Genomic DNA, 25,636 nt, shown 5'->3' on the forward strand with positions numbered 1-25,636 from the left:
AAATGAAAAGTTTGTCTATTGTATTGGGGATAGTTATTTCACTTTTTATTTTTACAGGTTGTGCTGTAAATATGAATAATATAAATAATGTTTCAAAAAAAGAAGCTTATTCTAAGTTAAATGAAATAACAATGATTGGTTATAAAAAAGGAACTCAGATTAAGTATCGTAGAAGTACACTTGCTCAATGTAAAGTTGATTACAAACTAGTTACTGACAAAGTATTAAGGTTTGCTTTTTTACAAGAAAAGTTTATGATGAGAGATATTGATATTAAATTTATAACTAATAATAGTGAACCAATATCAAGAGTTTTAATAGTAAGACCAGCTTTGTATAATTGTGTAGATAAATTAGTTGATGTTGAAGTTACTCTTTATGATATAGAAGAAGTTTCTCAAAAATGGAAAAATCAAGAAAAGAAAGATAGTATAAAAGATTTAACAGAACTAAATGATAGCAATATTATTTATAGAAAAGTTTTTACTCTTAAACAAGCTGATATTATGAAAAAAGATAGTGAGTTTCTTGCAGAAACTATAATAAAAGCTTTATCAAAGGTAATTGACCTTCCTAAAGTAACAAAAGATCTTGAAACTGTGCAAAAAGAACAAGCACTTAAATATACTAATTGTGATAATGCCCCTTCAGAGTTTGGTTTATGGCAAAAAAACAATGGCACTTTATGTATTGGAAATATTGGATTACAAAAAGCTAAACGAAAAACTTCTAAATCAAATTCGTCTATATTAAATGTAAATACGGGGCAACAATATTTTAAGATAAATAATACTACTTGTAAAGATATGGTTTTAACATATGCAAAAGGTAAAAAAGAAGATAAAGAAGTAAGTCTTAAAAGCTCATATAAAAATCAAATATTAAAATATTATGATAATAAATGTAAAGTTGAAAAAATAGATGAGCTTAATTTTATTTCTTGCAAAACAGATAAAACAAAAGATTATTATCTTGAAAATAGTAAAACATATGAAAATAGAATTTATGATAAAAGTTTAGTTCAAATGGATGAAATGTGTTTTGATAAACTTAAAGAAACATATGCTTTAAAAAAAGATACTCAAGTTTGGCAAACTATTTATGGTTCTAATAGTTTAGGTTGGGATACTTTTGGATTTAATAGTTTTACTAAAACTAAATATGATATGAATGGATATGATATAAATGGTTGGAGTAAAGAAGGAATAAACAAGTTAACTAATACAAGATATGATAAAAATGGTTTTACAAAAGATGGTGATAATAAATATGGAGTTGACAAAGATGGCTGGAGTCCTATACTTAAAAAATTTGTATCTGTAAAATCAGTAAAAGGTAATAATAATCCTAGTTTTAAAGTTAAAGATTTTATATCAACTTCTAAAAATGAGATTTACAATAGATCTAACTATGATAATGTTTATCTAAGAAAAGAAACTAATGGTATGAGACTTATAGGGGAAAAAGTAATTAAAAATAATGGAAAAAAAGTAAAAGTTAAAAAATATATATTTGATAGCAATGAAAAGGATTATCCTATTTTTAATTTAAAAAACCCTAAAGGACCTATATATAAATCTATAAAATTAGAAAAAATTGTAGAGGAAAAAATCAACTAAAAGAGTTTAAACCTAATTATATGTATATATATTAGGTTTAATTCAAAGATTATCAAGTTTTTTAACTAACAGCTTATAAATTTCAAAAAGTTTCAATAAATTGCACAAAAGTCACAAGTTTATTTAAATTAGTTTTTGATAGAATCTTTGCTTTGATTAAGGAGAGGCTATTGATTAGTTCAAGATTTAGTAAATTAGGATTTATTTTAGCTGCTGTTGGTTCTGCAGTTGGTTTAGGGAATATCTGGAAATTCCCATATGTAACAGGTGAGTATGGTGGTGGTGCCTTTGTACTTGTATATTTAATTACAGCACTTTTTATTGGTGTATTTGTTCTTATTTCTGAGTTAGTTATTGGTAAACTTGGAAGAAGTGATGCTGTAACTATGTTTGAAACTTTAGCAACAAAACATAAAAAGCTTTGGAAGTATGCAGGTTTTATAGTAATTGTTCCGTTAATTATTCTTTCATACTATTCTGTTGTAATTGGTTGGATTTTCCATTATATTGCAATCTCTGTACAAGGTTTACCTCACACGGTTGAGCAATCTACTGAAATTTTTATGTCTTTATTAACAACTGATATTCAAACTCAACTTTTATATCATACAGTTGTATTTGTATTAGTAACTGCAATTATTTTAAGAGGTATAAAAGATGGTATTGAAAAAATAAATAAGATATTAATGCCTTTATTAGGTATTATTTTAGCAATCTTACTTGTATATTCAATTAATGTAGATAGTTTCTCACAAGCTTTTACTTTTATGTTTAACCCTGATTTTTCAAAGCTATCTTCTGAAGCCATTGTTGTTGCAATTGGACAAGCATTTTATACTCTATCGTTAGGTATGGGTATTATTATTACTTATGCAGCTTCATTGCCAAAAGATAGTAATGTTGTTAAATCATCTATTTTAATCTCAATTATTGATACTTTAGTTGCAATTGTTGCAGGACTTATTATCTTCACTTTATTATTTGATAAAGGTGCAGAGTCAACAAAAGGTGCAGGATTAGTATTTATTTCATTACCATCAGTATTTTATGAGTTTGGTTCAATTGGTTCATTTTTAGCTTTATTATTCTTTGTTGCAATTGCATTTGCTGGTATTACTTCTGCAATTTCAATGCTTGAGCCAATGGTTGAGTACTTTGAAAATAGATTTAATTATTCAAGAATCAAAGCAGCAGTTATTTGTAGTATCTTCTTTTATGTATTAGGAATTGCTGCATTATTCTCAAATATCGAAGGATATTCAGAAGTTCTAAAAATTGGAGAAAAAGGTTTATTTGATTGGTTAGACTTTGTTTGTTCTACAATTTTAGTTCCAATTGGTGGGATTTTAGTAGTTGTTTTCATTGGACACTTTATGGATAAAAAAGATGTTGAAAATGAGCTTGTTCCTTTAATGGGAGAGTTTTTAACAAAAGTTTGGTTCTTTATGGTTAGATATGTTATTCCAATTGCTTTAATAATTGTTATCTTAAATGAAACAGGAATTTTTAAATTCTAATCTAAAAGAATGTACAATAACAAAAATAAAAAGCAGAGGCTTAGGTCTCTGCTTTTTTTATAAGTAAAATTAGGAAGTAAAATGATAAAAACTACAAATGAAATTTCAAAAGAAGACGGATATTCAAGATATAACTTTTTCGAGATTCATCCAGATTTAGAAGCTATTATCCATAAAGATTACCAAAAATATGGAACAGATGATTTTGATAGAGCAGAATATTGTGAAAATATGTATAAACAAAACTTCTATGATAAGTATGATGAAACAGTTTATAAAGAAGTTTATGAAAAATATATAAATAATGAAAAATTTAAAGAAAAAGCAATATTTATATATGCAATTATTGATTTTGATAAGTATAAAAAGTTTGTTGAGTTAAACGAGACAATAGAAAATCCTTCTGAATTAATTATTTCATATAGTATTTTAGATAATGCAGGAGTAAAAGTAAATATCTATAATATCTCAATTACAGATATTGCTTTTGTATTTTAATATAAATAGTTAGAAGTTCTAACTATTTATTTCAAGGGGTTTAACTCTTTTTTCAATTAAAATAGCACCAAAAGGTATTAGTGATAAAACAAATAGTTGAAATACAAATCCTGTATCCCATTCTTGTTTTATTTTTGCTTCAAAAAGAGAAATCATAAAAATAATAAATAATACTCCATGAGTCATACCTACAATTTTTACAGGAATTGGGTCACCACCAATATATTTTATAGGCATTGCTATAAAAATTAAAATTAAATAAGAGATACCTTCAATAGCTGAAATTACTCTAAATCGCCCTAAAGCACTATTAAGCATTTATTTTCCTTTTTTATTTTGTCAAAATTATATAGTTTTTTAATTATACTTTGTTTATAGTGGAAATTAAGTGTATTAATTAAAATATAGACTTTTTAAAATCTTAATTTGTTCATTTTGTAGATAGTTAAATTTAAATTCACACTCTTTTAAATAGTAAAAAAAGTTCTTTTCATTTATTCCTTTATATTTTCTCAAGTTTTTTTCTAAATATTTCCAAAAAATATTTAATGGAGTAGAGTAGGAATCCTTTGAAAAGATTCTATGCCATCTTAAGTAATTTTCAAAGGTTTTATTGTCATCTTCATTATTGTAAATAGGCAGCTTAGGCATAAGTAGGGTATAAATTCTATCATTTGAATAAAAACCAATAATATTTATAGCATTGTATAAAGATTTTTGTTTATCTTTTTTTTGTTTATCAGTAAAGTAATAGAACTCTTCATAAGAACTATTGTCTTTGATAGAAGACTGATAAACATCTTCAAGATGTGTTGCAATAAGTTGTCTAAAAAGGTTGTATCTATTTTTGATTGTTCTATAATTTACATTTAAAAGTTTAGCACATCTATTTGCACTAACTTGGTTACAAAAAAACTCAATTACAGTTATATCTGTTTGAAGTTTTTTTAGGGAAAACTTTCTTTTACAAGAAGAGCATTTCTTGTAATTATCTTGTAAATCATATAAATGTTTGTTGTTGCAATATGGGCATCTTTTTATCATGGTAACAATTCTACTATTTTTGTCCTAAAAGTACATAAGTGATCATACTCATTAGCTAAATTTCAGTTTGCTATAAATAAACTGCTAAAAGAATAATAAATGAACGTTCATTAAAAAGGAATAAAAATGTGTACAGATTGCGGATGTAGCATAACAGACCACCATCATCATGATCATGATCACTCACACGATCATCACCATTCAGATTCAGCTTCTCACCAAGCTGCCCATGATACTTTACATCATAATCCACAGTTAAATGATAGTAAAACAGTAGCAGTTATTAAAAAGATTTTAGACAAAAATGACCATGAAGCAGCTCATAATAGAGCACACTTTGATAAGCAAAATGTTTTAGGTATCAACCTTATGTCAAGTCCAGGAAGTGGAAAGACAACCTTACTAGAACACTTAGCCCCTCTTACAGATTTTAAATTTGCCGTTGTTGAAGGTGATTTAGAGACAAATAAAGATGCCGAAAGATTACATGCAAAGGGAATTAAAGCAGTACAAATACAAACAGGAAGTGCATGTCACTTAGATGCATTCATGGTTCACAAAGGTTTACATGATATGCCTTTAGATGATTTAGATGTATGTTTTGTAGAAAATGTAGGAAATTTAGTTTGTCCAGCATCTTATGATGTGGGAACACACTTAAATATAGTATTAGTAAGTGTACCTGAGGGTGAAGATAAAATTGCTAAATATCCAGTGATGTTTAGAGCTGCTGATTTAATCCTTTTCACAAAAGTAGATTTACTTCCTTATTTTGAGTACGACTTAGAAAAAGAGAAAGAAGTTGCTAGAAAATTAAAACCAAATGTTGATATTTTAGAAGTTTCTACGAAAGATGAAGATAGCTTAAAAGCTGTAGTTGAGTGGATTAATTTTAAAAGAAAAATGAGGTAGAACGATTAAAATCTATTTTACTCATTAAGGCTTCACCATGGGTTCCCCAAAACTATAGTTTTGACCCTATGGTTGCAGAATCATTCGTAAATTAGTTTTAATCTTATTAAAAAAAGTTAAAAATGGAATATTTTAAGGAAAAATATGTGTTTATCAATACCATCAAAAATCACAAAGATAGATAAAGAGAATAATGTAGCAACTGTAGATACTATGGGTGTTGAAAGACAAGCCTCTTTAGAGTTAGTTGACCAGCCAGTTGAAGTTGGAGATTATGTTTTAATACACATCGGTTTTGCAATGAATAAAATCGATGAAGAAGATGCTTTAGCTTCATTGGAAGTTTATAAAGAGATAATTGAAAAAATGGAAGAAGAAGAGCGTAGGCAAGCAATTTTAGAAGATGATGCCTGTCCAAATAGAGGCTAAAATGAGTGAATTAAAGCTAAAAGATTTATACGATGGGTTTAGAGACCCTGATACAATAAAAGCTTATAAAAAAATCATTGAAGAAGATGCTAAAAAGCTAGAAAAACCAATAAATATTATGGAAGTATGTGGTGGACATACTCATACAATAATGAAGTATGGAATACCTCAATTGCTTCCAGAAAATATTAACTTTATTCATGGTCCAGGTTGTCCTGTTTGTATTATGCCAAAGGAAAGAATAGACCATGCATATATTTTAAGTATGCAAGAAGATGTTATTTTAGTAACTTTAGGTGATATGATAAAAGTTCCAGGAAGTAATGGAAGCTTACAAGATGCAAGAAGTAAAGGTGCGGATGTAAGGTTTGTTTATTCACCAATGGAGTGTATAAAAATAGCACAAGAAAATCCTAGTAAAAAGGTGATATTTTTTGCAATAGGTTTTGAAACAACTACGCCTATGACTGCTGCTTTAATTGATACAGTAGTAAAACAAAATATTCAGAATATATTTTTTCATATAAATCATGTAACAGTTCCAGAAGTAATGAAAGAGTTAATTGATAGTAGAGATGAGCATGTAGATTCATACAATCATCAAATCGATGCTTTTTTAGGACCTTCTCATGTGTCTGTTATAAGTGGTAGTAAAATCTATGAAGAGTTTCCAAAAGATTATAACAAACCAGTAGTAGTTGCAGGTTTTGAGCCCGTAGATGTTATGCAGTCTATTTCTATGATTGTTAAGCAGTTTATTGAAAAAAGATGTGAGCTTGAAATTGAGTATAAAAGATTGGTTTCTTATGATGGAAATATCAAAGCTCAAGAGTTAATCAATAAATACTTTGAAAAGATAAGTCTTTTTAAGTGGAGAGGCTTAGGAAATATCAAAGATTCTGGACTTAAATTAAGAGATGAATACTCTAAATATGATGCAGAAGTTATTTATAATGATATTTTACCTATAGGGGAAATAGAAGACCATAAACTTTGTATTTGTGGAGATATTTTAAGGGGTATGGCTAGTCCTCCTGAGTGTACTATTTTTGGTACTGCCTGTAAACCAAGTACTCCAATTGGTTCTTGTATGGTGAGCTCAGAAGGTGCATGTGCGGCATACTACAAATATGGTAATCTCTTATAAAAGGATATTAGACTTCATCTTTATATAAGAAGAATAATTAAGAATAAATAGTTAAAGAGAAAAAATGAAAACAATAACTTTAGCCCATGGAAACGGTGGACAAGAAAACAATGAACTTATTTCAAAAGTTTTTTATAAAGCTTTTAAAAATGATATTTTAGACAAAAGTGAAGATGCAGCGGTTATTGAAAATGGTAACTTAGCTTTTTCAACTGACTCTTTTACAGTTAGTCCACTTTTTTTTAATGGAGCAGATATCGGAAAACTTGCTATTTGTGGAACATGCAATGACCTAGCTATGATGGGTGCAAAACCTAAATACTTAACTTGCTCTGTTATTATTGAAGAGGGTTTGGATAAAAGAACTCTAGATAAGATAGTAAAAAGTATGAAAGAAGAGCTTGAAGTAAATGGTGCTGTTGTTGTAAGTGGTGATACAAAGGTAGTTCCAAAAGGAAGTGTAGATAAAATCTTTATAAACACAACAGGTATTGGCCAGATACAATATAAAGGTATTAGCTCAAACAATATCACAAGTGAAGATACTATTTTAGTTAGTCGTGATATAGGAGCTCATGGCGCAACTATTTTTGCAAGCAGAGAGGGGATTGATATGAATACAAACCTAAAATCTGATTGTGCTTCACTTTATCCACAAGTAAAAGCTTTAATTGATGCAGGTATTAAAATTACTGCTTTAAGAGATGCTACAAGAGGTGGAGTTAGTGCTGTTTTAAATGAGTGGGCAAAACAATCAAATATCTGTATTGAAGTAGAAGAAGCTTCTATTCCTGTTTCTGATGAGGTAAATGGTATTTGTGAATTACTTGGTTTTGAAGCAATGGCTTTAGCAAATGAAGGAACATTTGTACTTGCTATTAAAAATGAAGATGCACAAAAAGCTTTAGCAGTTTTAAAACAGACTAATGAAACTGCTTCAATCATAGGTTCTGTATCAGATGAACATATTGGAAAAGTTGTATTAAATTCTGCTTGGGGAACAAAAAGATTTTTAGAGTTACCTACTGGTGAATTACTTCCTAGAATCTGCTAAGAGAATAAATGAAAATCCTACTTCTTATTAGCTCTTTTAATTCATTGTCTCAAAGAGTATATACAAAATTAAAAGAGTTAAACTATGAAGTAGCTATTTGCCTATCTTCTCAAAAAAATTTACTAGAAGAGATAAAAGAGTTTAATCCTACACTTATCTTTTCTCCTTTTTTAAAAGAGTATCTTTCAAATGATATAACTTCAACCTATCCTACATTTATTTTACATCCTGGTGTTATTGGAGATAGAGGTCATCAATCTTTAGACCATGCAATAAATGATGAAAAAGAGCAATGGGGAGTAGTGATACTAAAAGCAAATGAAGAGTTAGATGCAGGAGATATCTATGCATCTGCTAACTTTTCTATGAGAAAGGCAAGTAAAGGGTCTATTTATAGAAATGAAGTTTGTGATGCTACTTCAAAAGCTTTAAAAGAGCTTCTTGAAAATTTTACTAATAAAAACTTTAAAGCAACTGCTCAAATAAAAAATGAAATTCATCCAAGGCTAACTCAAAACAATAGAAAAATAGATTGGCAAAAAGATAGTGTAGATGTGATAATCAAAAAAATCAATATGAGTGACTCTTATCCTGGAGTGGAAGAAGAGTTTTTTGGTATTACTTGTTATATGTATGGAGTTTGTAAAGAAGATACTCTAAGAGGAAAACCTAAAGAGATAATTGCAAAAAGAGATGGAGCTATTTGTTTAGGTGCTATTGATGGAGCTATTTGGGTAAGTCATTTAAAGCAAAAGGATGGTTTTAAGCTTCCTGCTACTTATGTTTTAAAAGATAAAATCAAGGGTGTAAAAGAGCAAAGAATTCCACTTATTTTAGAAGTAAAAAGAGAAACTTTTCATGAAATCTTTGTAGAAAGAAAAGATGAAGTGGCATATTTACACTTTGATTTTCACAATGGAGCAATGAGTTCTGAGCAAGCAATAAGACTTAAGTATGCTGTTGACTATTTAAAAGAAGAGTGTAAAGTTTTAGTTTTAATGGGAGGGGAAGAGTTCTTTTCAAATGGAATACATCTAAATATACTTGAAGATAGTAAAAAGCAAGGAGAAGATGGCTGGAGCAATATCAATGCTATGAATGATGTTGTTAAGTCAGTTTTATTTGCAGAAGATATTATAACCGTTGCTTCATTTTCTAAAAATGCAGGAGCAGGGGGAGTGTTTTTAGGTCTTGCTTGTGATTATGTTGTAGCAAAAGAAGGTGTAGTTTTCAATCCACACTATAAAACAATGGGCTTAAGTGGAAGTGAATATCACACCTATAGTTTTTATAAAAGAGTTGAGAAAGAAATAGCTTCTAATATTTTAGAAAAATGTATTCCTATAGGTAGTAGAAAAGCAAAAAGTATTGGAATACTTGATGAGGTCTTTGAAAGTGAAAACTATAATAAAAGTCTTGAAGCATTTTGTGAAAACTTATTAAGTAATGAAAATAGTTTTGAAGAGTTTATTGATGAAAAAAAAGACTTTTTATATGAGAATGAAACATCAATAGAAAAACTAAAAGAAGAGGAACTTAAAAGAATGTATCCAGAGTTTTGGGATGAGAAAAGCTCTTTTCATAGTTTAAGAAAAGAGTTTATATATAAAAAAGAACATAAAGATAGTTTAAAAAGATTAAAGGAATTATAATGCATGAGTATTCAATTGTTCAATCACTATTAGAGTCTTGTGAAGAACATGCAAGACAAAATGAATCTGAAAACGTAACAAAAGTTATAGTAAAAATTGGTGTTTTATCTGGGGTTGAACCTGATTTATTACAAACTGCTTTTGATACATTTAAAGAAAAAACCGTCTGCCATAATGCCCAATTTATAATAAATCGCCAAAAAGTCGTGATTGCTTGTTTATCCTGCGATGAAGAATCAACTCTAGAAAAGAATGAATTCGCCTGTCCAAAATGCAACTCAACACAAGTAAAAGTGATAGATGGAGAGGATATGTATTTAATGAGTCTAGAAATAGAATAACTAATAAGTTATTAAAATAGGGGTTTATTGAAAATAAAAATAACAAATCTCTCTAAAATGTAGGTGTTATATTTTTATTTTCAAGCTTTAATTTAGTCCAAAGTAGTATCTTTTATTATTTAAGTATAATATATCATATGAAATTATTTTATAAAAAGTTATATATGGTAAAATTAAATTATAAAATAATTCATTAGAAAGTTATAATAATTGAATACAAATAACAACAATCTGCAAGAACATTTACATAAGTATAATCCTATTAAAACTGCATCAGTTTTTTCATCATTATTATTAAATCCTAAATATCATTATCATCAATATACACTTGAAACTATTATTAAATATTGTTTATCTTTTTGTAAAGGTGATTTAACGCCAACTGCTAAATTTATTAAAAATATTTATAATGAAATCCATAATAGTATTTCTATGATGGAAGATCCTGTTGAAGATATATTTGTATCAAAGCTTTTATTCGATGATAAAAGTTATAAAGTGCAATCTGGTCTATGGGAAGGTGGCATACATAGTACACAAATTATATTGAAAATTTTAGAACATTTGCCTAATGAAGATTTTTTTTTAGAGATGAAAAAACAGATTAAATCTATATTAGAAGTGTCTAATAGTATTATTGAAAAAAATGGGATAGAGTGTAATGAATTATTAAATATAAGTCCTGTTGAAACATTAGATGATATAGATTTAGTAAATATCGAAGAATTAATAAATAATGTGAAGATTACTTTTGAAAATTTTAATTTACCTTTACTTCAAGAAAATAGTTTTAGTACACTTTTCAATGAAACATTGGGCAATTGTACTTTAGAAAGAAATCCTTTCTATATAGTTCAAAATAATGTATATCTTTTATTCCCTACTGCTATAACGGCCAGTATTAGAAGAATTGCAATTGAATTTTTTAATAGTCATAATAAAAAAGATTTATTTATACAACAATATGCTCAAACATTATCAGAAGAACTATATAAAACTAGGATATTTGGGAAATATGATGGAATGCCAATAAAATTTTATACTAAGGAAGGTATATCTTCTTTCAAATTTTCAGAAAATATACTTCAATTTGATAAAAACCACTTTTTTCATTTTATCTTTGTATTAGATACTTTGGAGAATATTGAAGATAATTGGTTTGAAGGTTTTATTGAAGATGAAAATTATCAAGTTTCAGATTTCATAGATAGCAGAATAGAAAATACAAAAAAAAATATATTAAATAAAGGCATACATAATAAAGGTAGTAGTTTTATTGTGCCATGTGGTGTAGGTAGAGGTTTTGTATTAGCATCAAAATTTATAACTGATGATAGTTGGTTTTGTGAATCAATTAGTAATCATGATTTAATCACAATTAGTAATGATTTAGATTGTTCTCCTAATCTAATTTGGAGAATAGTTGAGGCACAGTATAAATTAAAAAAAGATGGTACACAAATATTGAATTTTAATGGCTTTTTAAATCTTTATGGATATGTTAAAGATAATAATTATTCAATTTTTGTAAATGAGTCTTTTGATGAAGAAGTAAGCACACAACCATTTACTATGATAACAATTGGAAGTGATTATAATGCTTATATAAGAGAAAAAGTTGCATTAGATACAGATTATAGAGAAGTTATTGATATTGATGGAAAAACTATAATTGTGCGAAAAGGGTTTGCAAGTTCATTTTTTTCTACAAATATTAAATACAATCTTTATATACCAGAAAAGCTTGATCAAAAAACTTTTATTACTGTATATGTTAATTATGGTTATGAAATTTGGTTGAAGCAAACTATAAATACAAAATATGATTTTATATTACAATTTAAATTATTTGATGCTTTAATTACTTGGTTTTCCAAAATGATGTTTATTTTAAATAAATACAACATTCAAATTGATAAAAATTTAAAAATGTGGAATATTGAATATACTTTAATTCAAAATATATCTTCTTTAGAAAAAAATATAAATAATATGGATATATTTAACTCATTTGAAAATACATACAATTGTCCTATATTAGATACAAAGTTTAATATTAATATGTTGAAAGGTTTTATGTTTGAAGAAAATTATTCCGAACAATCAATGATAAATGCTTTTTTAAACTATTTAAAGCTGGATAAGCAAAGTATTGATATTTTATTAAAAGAAATATTTGTTAATGAAAATGCAAGATTATTCCATTTTTTTAAAGCACATAAATATAGAGAACACTTTGATATTTTAGAAAAAAAGCCAATCTCAATACATCAAATTGATGAACAAATAATCAAACTAAATTTAGGCTGGAGTTGTAGAGACAGAGAAGAAGGGAATATAGTTGAAGGTATAGATAATTGTACTAAATATTTAAATAGTTTAATGGAAGTTGTTTGGAAAAATTTACAATCTAAATTAAAAATAATAGAAAGAGAAGATTTAATTAAAAGATTATTAGTTAATTACATATATAGTGATAAAGAAAAAGATATTTGGGGAGTTACTTTTAAGTCAAACTTAGCATTGCATGAAGATAAAGAGAATTTATATAAAGTAGCAATAAATAAAATTAGTGAATATAATGCTACTTCTTTATCCTCAAGATTAGTTGTTGAAATGGCTATTTGTGAGTGTTCAGTTAATTGCGGTAAAAGTGTATCTAATTTAGATATCCAAGAGTTACTAAGTCTAGCTTCCTTTATGCATTTAATTGGTGGTTTATCAGAAGCAATAAAGTATGAAGCAATCAATCCTAGGATAGTTATTTCTAGTTTTGGAGATATTTTATTTGAACAATCTTTTAATGAAATGATTATGCATAAATTTGGTTATATCACAAATCAGAAAATTTTAGATTATGAATCAACTAAATATAGTGAAAAGTTTAAAGAAAAAGAATATACAAAAGATACAAACCATTTATTTGAAGATGGATTTATGGAAGCTTATATAGATGAATTTGATTATACAGTTGATGATGCTAGAGTATTTTTAGATTTTTTAGAAGACTATGGACTTAAAATAAATAAATTAGTTTATAGTATAACTTATAATGACCTAGTAGAACAATTTGAAGAAGAAAGGAAAGAGGTCTTTATTAAAATATTAGATTCATTAATTATTCATACAAGAAGAGATTGGACTACAATCCCAAAACCTTTTAAAGCAGCTGATTGGCAACCTTGGAAATTTAGAAGAAGATATTCCATTATAATGAAGCCAATTATTGAGATTGATTCATTTGAAGGGATATTGATAATTTCACCAGAATTAGTAAGAACAGCATATTTTAATTTAATTAGGAATATTCATGAAGGACATTTAGAAGCAAATCAATTTCAATCAAAAAAAATGAAAAAATGGATTGGAAATTTAGTAAAGGAAAAAGGCTTAGCTTTTAATACAAAGGTAAAAGATAAGTTTATTGAATTAGGATTTGAAGCTAAAGAAGAAATTAAGTTATCTGAAATATTTAATAAAAAAATGGAAGATTTTGGAGATATTGATGTTTTTGCATGGAACAAAGAAAAAAATATTGTTTATGCAATTGAATGTAAAGACTTAGAAATGGCAAAAAATCAAAGTGAAATAGCTAGACAACTTTATGAATTTAAAGGTCAAATAAGACAAATTAATGGTAAGGATAAAAAAGATAGATTATATAAACACCATTTACGATATGAAGAATTAAAAAAAGATTTGGATGCAATTGTAAAATTTACAAAGGTTGATAAAGATTTTAAATTAAAAGTATTAGTTATATTTTCAAATATTGTACCAATGAGTTTTGACACAAATAGGAATTTTATTGAAAATATAGCTTTTCACTCTATTGATGAATTAGATGAAATTATTTAAAAATAAATGATAAAGTAGTATATTTCTTCAAATAAAATCGTATAAAACTATTCAAAAAGGTATCTTTGATAAATTACTAAAAATTATACTCCCCCCCCCTTAACAAGGAATTAAAGATATGTTTACATCAGTTGATATGTATTTAATGAGTCTAGAAATGAGTTAAGTATTTTAACAATTTTCCTATAATTTATACACTTTATATACACTTTATCAAAAACTTTTTTGTTTTTTTATGCTAAGGTAATAGATAATTTTTTTAAGGAGAGTGTATGAAAAAAGTAATTAGTTTAGCTCTTGCTACAGCTTTAACTGCTGGGGTTGCAATGGCAAAGGAGATTAAAGTTGGTGCAGTAATGCCTATGTCAGGTCCAATAGCTGCATATGGGCAAGTAGCAAATTTAGGTGTTGAATTAGCACATAAATTACAACCTAAATTAAAAAATGGAGATACTATAAAAATAGTATTAATTGATAACAAAGGTGATAAGGTAGAGACTGCAAATGCTACTACTAGACTTATTTCTTCTGATAAAGTTGTTGCAATTTTAGGTGCATTAACTTCTACAAATACTGCTCAAACTATTGCAATTGCTGATAAAAAGAAAGTACCAGTTATTGCACCTGTTGCTACAAGTGACAAATTAACTGCAAGAAGAGACTTTGCAAATAGAGTTTGTTTTACTGATTCTTTCCAGGGGGAAGTTGTTGCAAATTATGCAAAAGAGCAAGGTTATAAAACTGCTGTAGTTATTGTTGACCAAGCACAAGTTTACTCTTTAGGTTTATCAAAAGCATTCCAAAAAGCATTTAAAGATAATGGTGGAGAATTATTAAAGAAAATCAGAGTTACTTCAGGTGACAAAGATTTTAAAGCAGTAGTATCACAAATCAAAAGTTTAAATCCTGATTTTATGTTCTTACCTTTATATCACCCAGAAGCTTCTATGATTGCAAGACAAGCTAAACAATTAGGTTTAGATAAACCAATGTTCTCTGGTGACGGTGTTGCTAACCAAACATTCATTGATTTAGGTGGGGAGTCTATAGAAGGTTATATGTTTACTGACTTCTTTGATTATACAAACCCTCCATCGCAAACTTCAGCAGAGTTTATTAAATTCCATGAAAAAGAGACTGGTAAAAAAGAAGTTAATTCATTTACAGCTTTAGGTGCAGATACTTATAATATCTTAATTGATGCAATGAATAGATGTGAAGATCCAACTGATTCAATTTGTATTAACAATGAAATTAAAAAAACAACTAATTTTGATGGTGTATCAGGTAAGATTACTATCAATTCTGAAGGTAACGCTACAAGATCAGCTGTTATTAAAGAAATTAAAAATGGAAAAGCACAGTTTAAAGCTACTGTAAATCCATAATCAAAACAATTAAAAAGTCTAGTAAATGCTAGGCTTTTTTTTAGAATAAAAAAAGTAATTTAATAGTAATAAGAGATTGCTTTTTTTATTGTATTTTATGAAAATTAATCGGGGAAAGAATGGATATTACAACGTTTATACAGCAGATGGTAAACGGTTTCAGTTTGGGGAGTATGTATGCCCTTATTGCAATCGGATATACAATGGTTTATGGTGTGCTAAGGCTTATCAACTTTGCACATGGTGATATTATGATGGTAGGTGCCTTTTTAGCTTATGCATGTATTGCAGTTTTCGGATTACCTTTTCCTGTTGCAGTGCTTCTTGCAGTTTGTTTATCTGCACTTGTAGGTATTTTAACAGATAAAATTGCATATAAGCCTTTAAGACATGCACCAAGAATTTCTTTGCTAATTACAGCAATTGGTATTTCATTTTTCTTAGAAAATGCTTTTACTGTTTTTGTAGGTGGAGTAAGACGAGCCTTTCCTGTTCCTGAATATATGGAGCATGTATTTAAAATATCTGAGATAACTTTCACTGTTTCTTCTATTATGGTTCCAGTTGTAACTTTAGGTTTATTAGTGGGGATTTTATTGGTACTTTATAAAACAAAGTATGGTATGGCAATTAGAGCATTATCTTTTGATTTTAAAACAGTTAATCTAATGGGAATTGATGCAAATATGATTATCTCTATTGTTTTTGCACTTGGTTCTGCACTTGCAGCAGTTGGAGGGATTTTCTGGGTTGTAAATTATCCTTCAGTTGAGCCTATGATGGGTGTTTTAGTTGGTCTTAAAGCCTTTGCAGCAGCTGTTGTAGGTGGTATTGGGTCAGTAACAGGAGCAGTACTTGGTGGATTTATTATAGGATTTACAGAAGTCGTAGTAATCGCTTTTTGGCCTGAATTAGGTGGATATAAAGATGCCTTTGCCTTTATCTTCTTAATTTTTGTACTTCTATTTAAACCAACTGGTATTATGGGTGAAGATTTAGAAAAGAGTAGGTTTTAATTATGATGAACGATGCAATTTTTACAAAACAAAGATTGATAAATCTAGCAATTATATTAACTGCAATATGGTTTACATGGTTTGCCCAAGTAACCTTTGATGAATATACAGTAAGAATTATAAATAATGTTGCAATTTTTGTTATTTTAGCAGTTTCATATAATCTTATTAATGGTGTAACTGGTCAGTTATCCTTAGAACCAAATGGATTTGTTGCAGTTGGTGCTTATGTTACAGCTATTTTAACTCTTGATGCAGATGCAATGCTTTATCAATTTGATTTAGAAGATCCTGCCCAATGGGTTTTAGCACTGCAAGCGGATTTTGCTTGGGCTTTACTTTTTGCAGGTATTGTTTCTGCATTATTAGCTTTAGCCCTTTCTTTTCCTGTATTTAGAGTAAGAGGTGATTATCTTGCAATTGTTACATTAGGTTTTGGTTTTATTATTAAAATTTTAGCAATAAACAATCCTCATATTACAAATGGTTCTTTAGGGTTAAATGATATTCCTGAATTTTCAAACTTGTATTGGACAGGAGGTATTGCAATTTTTGCAGTTTTAGCAATATTAAATATTATCTACTCAAAATATGGTCGTGCAATGAAAGCTGTGCGAGATGATGAAGATGCAGCTACTGCAATGGGTGTAAATACTTTTAAAACAAAGACTTTAGCATTTTGTACGTCAGCATTCTTTGAAGGTGTTGGTGGTGGTTTATTAGCTGCCCTTTTAACATCAATCAGTCCAGATTTATTTACATTCTTACTAACATTCCAATTACTAATTATCATTATTTTAGGTGGGTTAGGTTCTACAACTGGAGCAATTCTAGGAACAGTTTTTGTTATGGCTGGTTTAGAGTGGATGAGATTCCTAGACGAACCTATGAATATCTTTGGTTTCCAAACAGAAGGAACACCTGGTATGAGAATGGTTGTCTTCTCTTTAATTTTAATTATAGTAATGCTATTTGCAAGAGAAGGAGTAATGGGTAAAAAAGAGTTATTTGACTTAAAATGGTTTAAAAAGAAAAAGGCAGACAAATGATTTTAGAAGTACAAAATGTAACTAAAAAATTTGGTGGAGTAACTGCCATAAAAGACACAAGTTTTCATGTAAATGCAAAGGAAATTTATGGTCTTATTGGTCCAAATGGGGCTGGTAAAACTACTATGTTTAATGTTATTACAGGAAATTATGAACCAACAGAAGGTGCAGTAAAATTTCATGGACAAAGAATTGATGGAATAAAACCATATAAAATTGTGCATAGAGGAATAGCAAGAACATTTCAAAATATTAGACTTTTTAATTCTATGAATGTATTAGACAATATTTTAATAGGTTTTGATTATCAAGCTGAATACAGTTATTTAGAAGCAATATTTAGATTACCAAGATTTTTTAAAGAAGAAAGAAGAGTAAGAAAAAGAGCTTTTGAAATTATGGAAGTTTTAGGTATTTCCCAATTTGCAGATGAAATGGCTACATCATTATCTTATGGAAGTCAAAGAAAAGTAGAAATAGCAAGAGCTTTAGCAGCTTCTCCTCAACTTTTACTTCTTGATGAACCAGCAGCAGGTATGAATCCTCAAGAAACAGATGAGCTTGCTGAACTTTTCTTTAAGATTAGAGATGAATTTGATGTAACAATTTTACTAATTGAACATGATATGAAGTTTGTAAATAAGCTTTGTGATAGAGTTATGGTTTTAGACTATGGAAAAACAATCTTTGAAGGACATATAAAAGATGCAATTAAAGATGAAGAAGTAATTAAAGCTTACCTTGGAGATTTTAAACATGCTTAAAATAAAAGATTTAAAAGTTTATTATGGATTAATAAATGCAGTTAAAGGTATTGAGTTTGAAGTAAGTGAAGGACAGATTGTTTCATTAATTGGAAGTAATGGTGCTGGAAAAACTTCAACTTTACAATCAATAGTAAATGATGTTAAAAAAACAGGTGAAATAAGCTTTAAAGGTGATGATATCTCTAAACTTAAAACTCATAAAATTATTAAAAATAATATTGCATTAGTTCCAGAAGGAAGAAGATGTTTTCAGAATTTAACTATTGAAGAAAACCTTAGAATGGGTGCTTTTAACAACGATGAAAATTATGAAAGACTACAAGAGCATATGTTTGAGTTATTTCCTAGACTTGTGGCAAAAAAAGGTCAATTAGCTGGAACTATGAGTGGAGGGGAACAACAAATGCTTGCTATTGCAAGGGCATTAATGAGTTCTCCAAAACTTCTTATGCTTGATGAACCATCACTTGGTCTTGCTCCAAAGATTGTAGGAGAACTTTTTAAGACTATTGAAAGATTAAGAGATGAAGGAATTACTATTTTATTAGTCGAACAAAATGCTTTTGCTGCATTGGAAATCTCTGATTATGCCTATGTTCTAGAAAATGGTAAAATAGCTTTAGAAGGAACTGGAGCTGAACTTATCGATTCTGATGAAATTAGAGAAAAATATTTAGGTGGGTAAAACCCACTTAAAGTATACTTTATTTAACTATTATTAACTTTTATTTACTACAATTGCTTTATAAATTATAAATACAAATATTTTTATTAGGATTACAATGCTATTAATGAAATTAGAAACAAAAGAGAAATTCTCATTTTTACAACTTGCACACTATTTAGCGAGAATTGACAATGATTATGGTGAAAAAGAACAAGAAGTTATTTTAGAATATTGTGCAGAAATGGGAATTGAAAATGATGAAGATTTTGAGTTAGAAAGTTTTGATTTATATAATATTTTAAAAGACTTTAAAAGTTTAAAGAGTAAAAAAATAGTTATTTTGGAGTTAATGATTTTGATTCATGCTGATGATAAGTTTGATTTTGAAGAAAGAAACCTTATTTTCCAGATAAATGAAATCTTTAAATTATCTCAAAAAGAAATAGAGTTTTATTCTCAATGGGGAAAAGCAACAGCAGCATTATATACCCAAGGCAAGCTCTTTATAGAGTAGTAAAAATGAAACTTTTTTCATTTTAAATAATTTAATTGGTTTATTTGGATAAAATAATCGCTATGGATATCATCAGTACATTAAATAATAAAATAGAAAAACTTATACATGAATATGAACTTCTTAAAAAAGAGAATGAATTATTAAAACGTGACTTAGATGATTTAAAAAATGAGAATGATGAATTAGAAAGAAATAACCAAGATATGCTTTTAAAAATCGATAGTACGTTAACTTTCGTTGAGGCAAAGAGTAGTGGAAAATAAAGTGACATTTCATATAAATAATATGGCTTATACAATCACTGTAGATGATAAACTTAAAGATGAAATTACAAGATACTTATCTACAGATAAAAACTTAGATACAAAAGAGTTGCTAGCAGCTTATATAAGAGTTTCTCAGCAATACGTGCGACTAAAAGATGATGTTGAGGCTGTAACTGAAAAACTACCAAACTTATAAAGCTTATGAAAAAGGCATTTTCACTTATTGAAATTATTATTGTAATTGTAGTTATCTCTATAATTGCGAGTTTTCTAATAAGTAAATATGCTACTACTATAAATAGTACAGTAAAAACTACTGTAAAAGCAGATATAGCATTAATTAATAGTGCTATATCGAAAAAAAATACTAAAAATATATTGCTAAATAAAGCAGAAATTACTTATTTAGATAATGCAATAACAAATCAAAAAGGATTAGAGATTTTTGATAATATTTTACAAGTACCCTTGATTTCAACAAACTTATCTCAAAAAGAGCTTGGCAAATGGATCAAAATGTCTAAAGATAAATATAGAGTTTATATTTCAAAACAAGAGTTTTTAGAGTATAGATTTAAAAATGATATATTTTCTTGTGTAAGTGATTTAAAACTTTGTAAAGAGTTTGAATAATGAATTATTATGAAGTATCTTTACTAAAATCACCACTTGAACCTTTAACCTTTCAATATGAAGAAGAACTAGAACTTGGAACTAAAGTTGAAGTTCCTTTACGAAATAGAAAAAACTATAGTGATGCTGTTGTAGTTAAAAAAGTAGAAAAGCCAAGCTTTAAATGTAGTGATATAAAGGTTATTACAGAGTTCTTTTATGATGCAAAAACCTTAGAAATAGCAAAATTTATTTCCCAATATTATGTGTGTTCTTTAGGGGAAGCTCTTAGTATTTTTATTCCTTTTAACAAAAAGTATGAAAATAAAAATATAAAGCAAGAATTTGACTCACAAATAGAGTTATCACCTAAACAGAAAGAAGCTTATGATTTTTGTGAAGATAAAAAACAAGCTTTACTTTTTGCAAATACAGGAAGTGGTAAAACAGAAGTTTATATAAAAACTATTGAAGAAGTTTTAAATCAAAGTGGGCAAGCAGTACTTCTTATGCCTGAAATTTCTTTAACACCTCAAATGCAAAAAAGACTGGAAAAGGTTTTTTCTACTTCTGTAGCTATTTGGCATTCAAAAATTACTAGAAAGAAAAAAGAAGAAATCCTACAAGGTTTACAAGAAGGAAGTATCAAACTTGTAGCAGGAGCTAGGTCTGCACTTTTTTTACCCTTTGATAATTTACAATTAATAGTTGTAGATGAAGAGCATGATGAATCATATAAAAGTGATTCAAAGCCAAGATATCATGCAAAAGATTTAAGTATTTATATTGCAAAGAAGTATGATATTAAACTTATTTTAGGAAGTGCAACAGCTTCTATCTCTTCTTTTTCAAAGCTACCTTTTTATAGGTTAAAGCAGACTTTTTATGATACAAGAAAGAAAATAGAGTTTGATGATTCATCTTTAGATATCTCTTTAAAGGTATTAAATAAAATAAAACAGACTTTAGATAATCAAAATCAAGTAATTGTATTTTTACCTACTAGAGCAAATTATAAATATCAAATTTGTACTACTTGTGGAAAATCAGTTGAATGCCCTTATTGTTCTGTTTCGATGAGTTTACATAAAAATGATTTAGCCTTAAAGTGTCACTATTGTGGATATGCTCAAAAAATACCAGAAACTTGTCCTTCTTGTAATAATGGAGTAATTCATAATCTAAGAGTAGGAACAGCACAAATTGAAGAACAGCTAAATGAAATGTTCCCTGAAAAAGTAGTAAAAAGATTTGATAGAGATGAAATTAAAACAGATAATAAACTAAAAAAGATTTTAAATGATTTTAACAACAATAAAATTGATATTTTAGTGGGAACTCAAATGCTTTCTAAAGGTCATGACTATCATAATGTGAAACTTGCAGTTGTTCTTGGAATTGATTCAATTTTAAATATGAACTCTTATAAAGCAAGGGAAAAGGCTCTATCTTTACTTATTCAAATAGCAGGAAGAAGTGGAAGAAAAGGTGATGGTGAAGTAATTGTTCAAACCCAAAACCAAGATTTCTTTGCAGAATATTTGCAAGAGTATGATTATGCAGATTTTTTAAAAGAGGAGTTAGAGTTTAGAGAAGATTTATATCCTCCTTTTTTAAAAATGGCAAAAGTTGTATTTGCACATGCAAATGGACTTAAAGTAAAAGATGAATTAGACAAATATGTTAAACTTTTAAAACAAAAAGAGAATATTCAAGTAGTAGGTTTTGGACAATGTGCAATATTTAAAGTTGCCAATAAATATAGATATGAAATAATTTTACGTTCTTCAAATGTAAAAGCCTTATTACAAGCCTTACATAGCATTGATTCTTCTATGGCATCCATTGATATGGATACAGTCTATTAATTAATCTTTAGTCTTCTTATTGTATAATCGAGCCTAAAAATAATAAGGAAAAATAATGGCTTTTACAAAAGATGATTTTAAAGAACTAGTATCAAATATCCAATCTCAAGACTGGTACAAAAATCCAATTGGTTTTGGTATCGCAAAAGTAGATAGAGGACAATTAAACCCTGAAAAAATTTTACAAGCAACATATCCTGTAGTAAACTGGGAAGAAAACTATGGAAGTGCTGCGATTTTTTTAAATGCATTAAAAGAAGCAGGTGAAGAAATTGATACTTCTAAATCAGAATTAGTATTTAATATCAGTGACAAATTTTTAACAACTTGTATTGAGTCTTTTAGACCATATATTTCAGAAGCAAAAGGACAAGAGCATAGAAATGTTCAAGTTATTTCTACTTTAGCTTCGTTACCAATTGATTCAGGTCTTACTGCTGATGATTATAAAGTTGTATTTATTTTTGAAGATACAAACCCAACAAGTGCAGAGTCTGTATATTTAAAACTTTATGCTTTATCAACTGGAAAAGCAGCACTTAGAGGTTTAAATCTTGATGGTGCCTTTGGTCAATTACATAATAGTGCTTGGGTTGGAAATCAACCAATTGAATTAGACTGGTTAAGAGAAAATGAAATTTCATTAAAACTATCTGGAAAATATCCAAGTATTACAAAAGTTGATAAATTCCCTCAATTCTTAGACCATGTAATTCCTGCAGATAACACAAGAATTTTAGATACAAATAAAGTTAGATTTGGTGCTCAATTAGCAGCTGGAACTACTGTAATGCCTGGTGCTGCATATATTAACTTTAATGCTGGAACTGAAGGTGCAGTTATGGTTGAAGGTAGAATTTCTTCAAGTGCAAAAGTAGGTGCTGGTTCTGATGTTGGTGGAGGAGCTTCAATTCTTGGTGTTCTTTCTGGTACTGATGGTGTTCCTGTAACTATTGGTGAGAATACATTATTAGGTGCTAATTCTTGTACTGGTACTGCAATTGGTGATTCTTGTATCTTAGATGCAGGTGTAACAATTTTACCAGGTACTAAAATTACTCTTTCTGAAAAAGCAGTTGAGCAATTAAAAGAGATTAACCCAGATAAAGAAATTTCTACTGTTATGAAAGGTATGGATTTCTTAGGTGTTAATGGAGTACACTTTAGAGTTAACTCTCAAACTGGTCAAACAGTTGCAATGAGATCAACAAGAGAAGTTAAATTAAACTCAGACTTACACTAAAGCTTTTTAAGCTTTAGTCTAAGTGAATTTAGAACAACTGTAACTGAACTAAAACTCATAGCTATTCCTGCATATACTGGTGATAACATAAGTCCAAAGAATGGATATAAAATGCCTGCTGCAAGTGGAATACCTATTGCATTATAAATAAACGCCCAGAAAAGATTTTGTTTTATAATCTTCATTGTTTCAATTGATAGTTTAATACTTTTAGAAATAGAGTTAAGCTCATTGTTTACTAAAATTATATCTCCTGCATCTTTACTTATATCAGCTCCAGAGTTTAAAGTTACTCCAATATTAGCTTGTTTGATTGATGGAGCATCATTTATTCCATCTCCTACAAACATAACTTTACCTTTTTCTTGAACTTTTTTAATTACATCGAATTTTTGTGTTGGAATAACTTCACTATAAACTTCATCAATACCAATTTTAGAAGCAATTTTAGAAGCAGTAATTTTATTATCTCCTGTTAATAAAATAGCTTTGATATTTTGTTTTTTTAGATTTTCAATTAACTCTTCTGCATTCTCTTTTAGTTCATCTTCAAGGGCAAATGAACCAATACTTTCATTTTCTAAAGAAGCTAAGATAACACCATTTGCTAACTCTAATCTTTCATTATAAAACTCTAAGTGAGACTCTTTTATTGAAATATTATTCTCTTCTAAAAGTTGTCTGTTTCCAAGTAAAATTAACTGATTATCTATTTTAGCTTTTATTCCTCTTCCTGCAAGGATTTCTAAATCTTCTACCTCATAGTTTTGTTTTTCTATATCTTTTAAATAGTTTACAACAGCTTTAGAAATAGGGTGTTCACTTAAACTTTCAACAGCTAATATTTTAGAGAAGTATTTTTCATCTATATCTGTTTTAGTTACAGCTATTTCACCTTTTGTTAAAGTTCCTGTTTTATCAAAAACTGCATATTGTATATCTTTAATAACTTCTAAGACTTCAGGGTTTTTGATTAAAATACCTTCTTTCGCTCCTTTACTTACAGAACTTACAATTGCAATTGGAGTAGCAAGTCCTAAAGCACAAGGACAAGAGATAATAAGTACCGAGATACTTGCTAAGATAGCATTTTGCATCTCTCCAACTACTGCCCATATAATAAAAGTAGCCATAGCTATAATAATTACAGAAGGTACAAAGATATTTGCTATTTTATCTGCAAATCTACTAATAGGTATTTGTTTACTTTGAGCTGATTTTAAAAGATTGATTATCTTTGATAAAGTTGTATCACTTGCTAGTTTTGTCACTTTTACTGTGATTACACCATTTGTGTTTAAAGTTCCTGATAATACTTCATCTCCTACTTCTTTAAAGACAGGCATTGATTCACCTGTAATCATTGAAGTATCTATATCTGCACGACCTTTTATAATCTCTCCATCAGCAGGTATCTTTTCTCCTGTTTTAACTAAAATCTTATCATCTATTTTAAGTTCGCTTGCAAGTATTTCTTTAGAATTTTCTTTTTCATCTAGTAGATTTGCTATGCTAGGAGCTAAAGTCATTAGTTTTTTTAAGAAATCACTTGCTTTTTGTTTTGAGCGTTCTTCTAAAAATCTTCCTAATAATACAAATGAAATAATAACAGCTGCTCCATCAAAATATAGGAACCTTAAATGTTCTGGGAATAGGTTAGGGAAGAACACAACAAAAGTAGAATAAAAGTATGCAGCACTTGTTCCTAGGGCAACTAAAACATTCATGTCATAGTTTCTGTTACTTAAAGCTTTATATGCTAATTTATAAAATCTAGCACCACAAAAAAACTGTACAACTGTTGCAAGTGCGAAGATAGCATATTGTTTGGCTGATACATCAACTATACTTGAAAACATGATTATAAACATAAATGCAGTTATAGTCATTGAAATAGAGAAAAGGTTTTTAAGATTTTTAAACTCTTTTTCTTGGGCTTTTTCTAGGTGGGAAAAATCTTCTTCAACTTTATATCCAAGAAGTTCAATTTTTTTTACAAGGGTATCTTTTGTCATAGTTTCAGTATCAATAGTAAACTCTCCTTCACTAGAAGCAAAACTTACTTTTGTACTTTCAACACCCTTTTGTTTATTTAAAAACTTTTCAATTCCATTTGAGCAATTAACACAAGTCATACCTGAGATGTTTAAATTTATTTTCTCTTTTGACATA

At 28.2% G+C, this 25,636-nt stretch carries 24 protein-coding genes; 21 read left to right on the forward strand and 3 right to left on the reverse strand.

Features of this window, described 5'->3' with window-relative positions; translation table 11 throughout:
* The first annotated feature begins 2 nt into the window (after positions 1 to 2).
* The 3 genes from CRV01_RS09900 (at position 3) to CRV01_RS09910 (ending at position 3,634) form a co-directional block, all read left to right on the forward strand.
* Positions 3 to 1,619: a hypothetical protein gene (locus CRV01_RS09900; RefSeq protein WP_129008046.1), complete on the forward strand. Its 1,617-nt coding sequence runs from the start codon at positions 3 to 5 to the stop codon at positions 1,617 to 1,619.
* Between the two features lie 170 nt (positions 1,620 to 1,789).
* Positions 1,790 to 3,136, forward strand: coding sequence for a sodium-dependent transporter (locus CRV01_RS09905; protein ID WP_129008047.1), 1,347 nt, complete (start codon positions 1,790 to 1,792; stop codon positions 3,134 to 3,136).
* 81 nt (positions 3,137 to 3,217) lie between these two features.
* Positions 3,218 to 3,634, forward strand: a complete 417-nt coding sequence (locus CRV01_RS09910; protein ID WP_129008048.1) for a hypothetical protein — start codon at positions 3,218 to 3,220, stop codon at positions 3,632 to 3,634.
* Positions 3,635 to 3,652: 18 nt separating this feature from the next.
* On the opposite strand, the gene CRV01_RS09915 is transcribed toward CRV01_RS09910, so the two are convergent.
* Both CRV01_RS09915 and CRV01_RS09920 read right to left on the reverse strand, forming a co-directional pair.
* A complete protein-coding gene (locus tag CRV01_RS09915) occupies positions 3,653 to 3,952 on the reverse strand; it encodes a DUF3817 domain-containing protein (protein WP_129008049.1) in 300 nt (99 codons plus the stop codon).
* A gap of 75 nt (positions 3,953 to 4,027) precedes the next feature.
* A complete protein-coding gene (locus tag CRV01_RS09920) occupies positions 4,028 to 4,678 on the reverse strand; it encodes a hypothetical protein (RefSeq protein WP_129008050.1) in 651 nt (216 codons plus the stop codon).
* 126 nt (positions 4,679 to 4,804) lie between these two features.
* Between CRV01_RS09920 and hypB the strand changes: the two genes are divergently transcribed.
* The 18 genes from hypB to CRV01_RS10010 all read left to right on the forward strand — a co-directional run bounded on the left by hypB (position 4,805) and on the right by CRV01_RS10010 (position 23,464).
* The gene (hypB, locus tag CRV01_RS09925; protein ID WP_129008051.1) at positions 4,805 to 5,590 is read left to right on the forward strand and encodes a hydrogenase nickel incorporation protein HypB; all 786 of its coding nucleotides are present in this window, start codon (positions 4,805 to 4,807) and stop codon (positions 5,588 to 5,590) included.
* 144 nt (positions 5,591 to 5,734) lie between these two features.
* Positions 5,735 to 6,019 carry a HypC/HybG/HupF family hydrogenase formation chaperone gene (locus CRV01_RS09930; protein ID WP_129008052.1) on the forward strand — a complete coding sequence of 95 codons (285 nt, stop codon included), beginning with the start codon at positions 5,735 to 5,737 and terminating at the stop codon, positions 6,017 to 6,019.
* A 1-nt stretch (position 6,020) separates the two neighbouring features.
* Positions 6,021 to 7,166 (forward strand): hydrogenase formation protein HypD, encoded by a 1,146-nt coding sequence (gene hypD, locus CRV01_RS09935; protein ID WP_129008053.1) that lies wholly within the window; start codon positions 6,021 to 6,023, stop codon positions 7,164 to 7,166.
* A gap of 64 nt (positions 7,167 to 7,230) precedes the next feature.
* Positions 7,231 to 8,220 carry a hydrogenase expression/formation protein HypE gene (gene hypE / locus CRV01_RS09940; protein ID WP_129008054.1) on the forward strand — a complete coding sequence of 330 codons (990 nt, stop codon included), beginning with the start codon at positions 7,231 to 7,233 and terminating at the stop codon, positions 8,218 to 8,220.
* Positions 8,221 to 8,228: 8 nt separating this feature from the next.
* The gene (locus CRV01_RS09945; RefSeq protein WP_129008055.1) at positions 8,229 to 9,872 is read left to right on the forward strand and encodes an enoyl-CoA hydratase-related protein; all 1,644 of its coding nucleotides are present in this window, start codon (positions 8,229 to 8,231) and stop codon (positions 9,870 to 9,872) included.
* A complete protein-coding gene (gene hypA, locus CRV01_RS09950; protein ID WP_129008056.1) occupies positions 9,872 to 10,213 on the forward strand; it encodes a hydrogenase maturation nickel metallochaperone HypA in 342 nt (113 codons plus the stop codon). Before CRV01_RS09945 ends, hypA begins: the two co-directional genes overlap by 1 nt.
* Before the next feature lie 210 nt (positions 10,214 to 10,423).
* Positions 10,424 to 14,071: a hypothetical protein gene (locus CRV01_RS09955; protein ID WP_129008057.1), complete on the forward strand. Its 3,648-nt coding sequence runs from the start codon at positions 10,424 to 10,426 to the stop codon at positions 14,069 to 14,071.
* Between the two features lie 272 nt (positions 14,072 to 14,343).
* On the forward strand, positions 14,344 to 15,459 hold the full coding sequence (locus CRV01_RS09960; protein ID WP_129008058.1) for an ABC transporter substrate-binding protein: 1,116 nt from the start codon (positions 14,344 to 14,346) through the stop codon (positions 15,457 to 15,459).
* 119 nt (positions 15,460 to 15,578) lie between these two features.
* A complete protein-coding gene (locus tag CRV01_RS09965; RefSeq protein WP_129008059.1) occupies positions 15,579 to 16,475 on the forward strand; it encodes a branched-chain amino acid ABC transporter permease in 897 nt (298 codons plus the stop codon).
* Positions 16,476 to 16,477: 2 nt separating this feature from the next.
* On the forward strand, positions 16,478 to 17,524 hold the full coding sequence (locus CRV01_RS09970) for a branched-chain amino acid ABC transporter permease (protein ID WP_129008060.1): 1,047 nt from the start codon (positions 16,478 to 16,480) through the stop codon (positions 17,522 to 17,524).
* On the forward strand, positions 17,521 to 18,288 hold the full coding sequence (locus CRV01_RS09975) for an ABC transporter ATP-binding protein (protein WP_129008061.1): 768 nt from the start codon (positions 17,521 to 17,523) through the stop codon (positions 18,286 to 18,288). The genes CRV01_RS09970 and CRV01_RS09975 overlap by 4 nt, the downstream gene beginning before the upstream one ends.
* Positions 18,281 to 18,976 (forward strand): ABC transporter ATP-binding protein, encoded by a 696-nt coding sequence (locus CRV01_RS09980; protein WP_129008062.1) that lies wholly within the window; start codon positions 18,281 to 18,283, stop codon positions 18,974 to 18,976. The genes CRV01_RS09975 and CRV01_RS09980 overlap by 8 nt, the downstream gene beginning before the upstream one ends.
* A 97-nt stretch (positions 18,977 to 19,073) precedes the next feature.
* Entirely contained in the window at positions 19,074 to 19,472 is a 399-nt protein-coding gene (locus CRV01_RS09985; protein ID WP_129008063.1) for a TerB family tellurite resistance protein, read from the forward strand.
* 62 nt (positions 19,473 to 19,534) lie between these two features.
* Positions 19,535 to 19,738 carry a cell division protein ZapB gene (locus CRV01_RS09990; RefSeq protein ID WP_129008458.1) on the forward strand — a complete coding sequence of 68 codons (204 nt, stop codon included), beginning with the start codon at positions 19,535 to 19,537 and terminating at the stop codon, positions 19,736 to 19,738.
* Positions 19,728 to 19,937, forward strand: coding sequence for a hypothetical protein (locus CRV01_RS09995; RefSeq protein ID WP_129008064.1), 210 nt, complete (start codon positions 19,728 to 19,730; stop codon positions 19,935 to 19,937). The genes CRV01_RS09990 and CRV01_RS09995 overlap by 11 nt, the downstream gene beginning before the upstream one ends.
* 5 nt (positions 19,938 to 19,942) lie before the next feature.
* Positions 19,943 to 20,374 (forward strand): prepilin-type N-terminal cleavage/methylation domain-containing protein, encoded by a 432-nt coding sequence (locus tag CRV01_RS10000; protein WP_129008065.1) that lies wholly within the window; start codon positions 19,943 to 19,945, stop codon positions 20,372 to 20,374.
* Complete coding sequence (locus CRV01_RS10005; RefSeq protein WP_129008066.1) at positions 20,374 to 22,221, forward strand: primosomal protein N'; 1,848 nt, start codon at positions 20,374 to 20,376, stop codon at positions 22,219 to 22,221. Before CRV01_RS10000 ends, CRV01_RS10005 begins: the two co-directional genes overlap by 1 nt.
* A 55-nt stretch (positions 22,222 to 22,276) precedes the next feature.
* The gene (locus CRV01_RS10010; protein WP_129008067.1) at positions 22,277 to 23,464 is read left to right on the forward strand and encodes a tetrahydrodipicolinate N-succinyltransferase N-terminal domain-containing protein; all 1,188 of its coding nucleotides are present in this window, start codon (positions 22,277 to 22,279) and stop codon (positions 23,462 to 23,464) included.
* Here the strand turns inward: CRV01_RS10010 and CRV01_RS10015 are convergent.
* Entirely contained in the window at positions 23,461 to 25,635 is a 2,175-nt protein-coding gene (locus tag CRV01_RS10015) for a cation-translocating P-type ATPase (RefSeq protein WP_129008068.1), read from the reverse strand. The two genes, CRV01_RS10010 and CRV01_RS10015, sit on opposite strands and share 4 nt — an antisense overlap.
* Position 25,636 lies beyond the last annotated feature (1 nt).

The sequence above is a fragment of the Arcobacter sp. CECT 8983 genome (assembly GCF_004118855.1).
Classification (GTDB): domain Bacteria; phylum Campylobacterota; class Campylobacteria; order Campylobacterales; family Arcobacteraceae; genus Halarcobacter.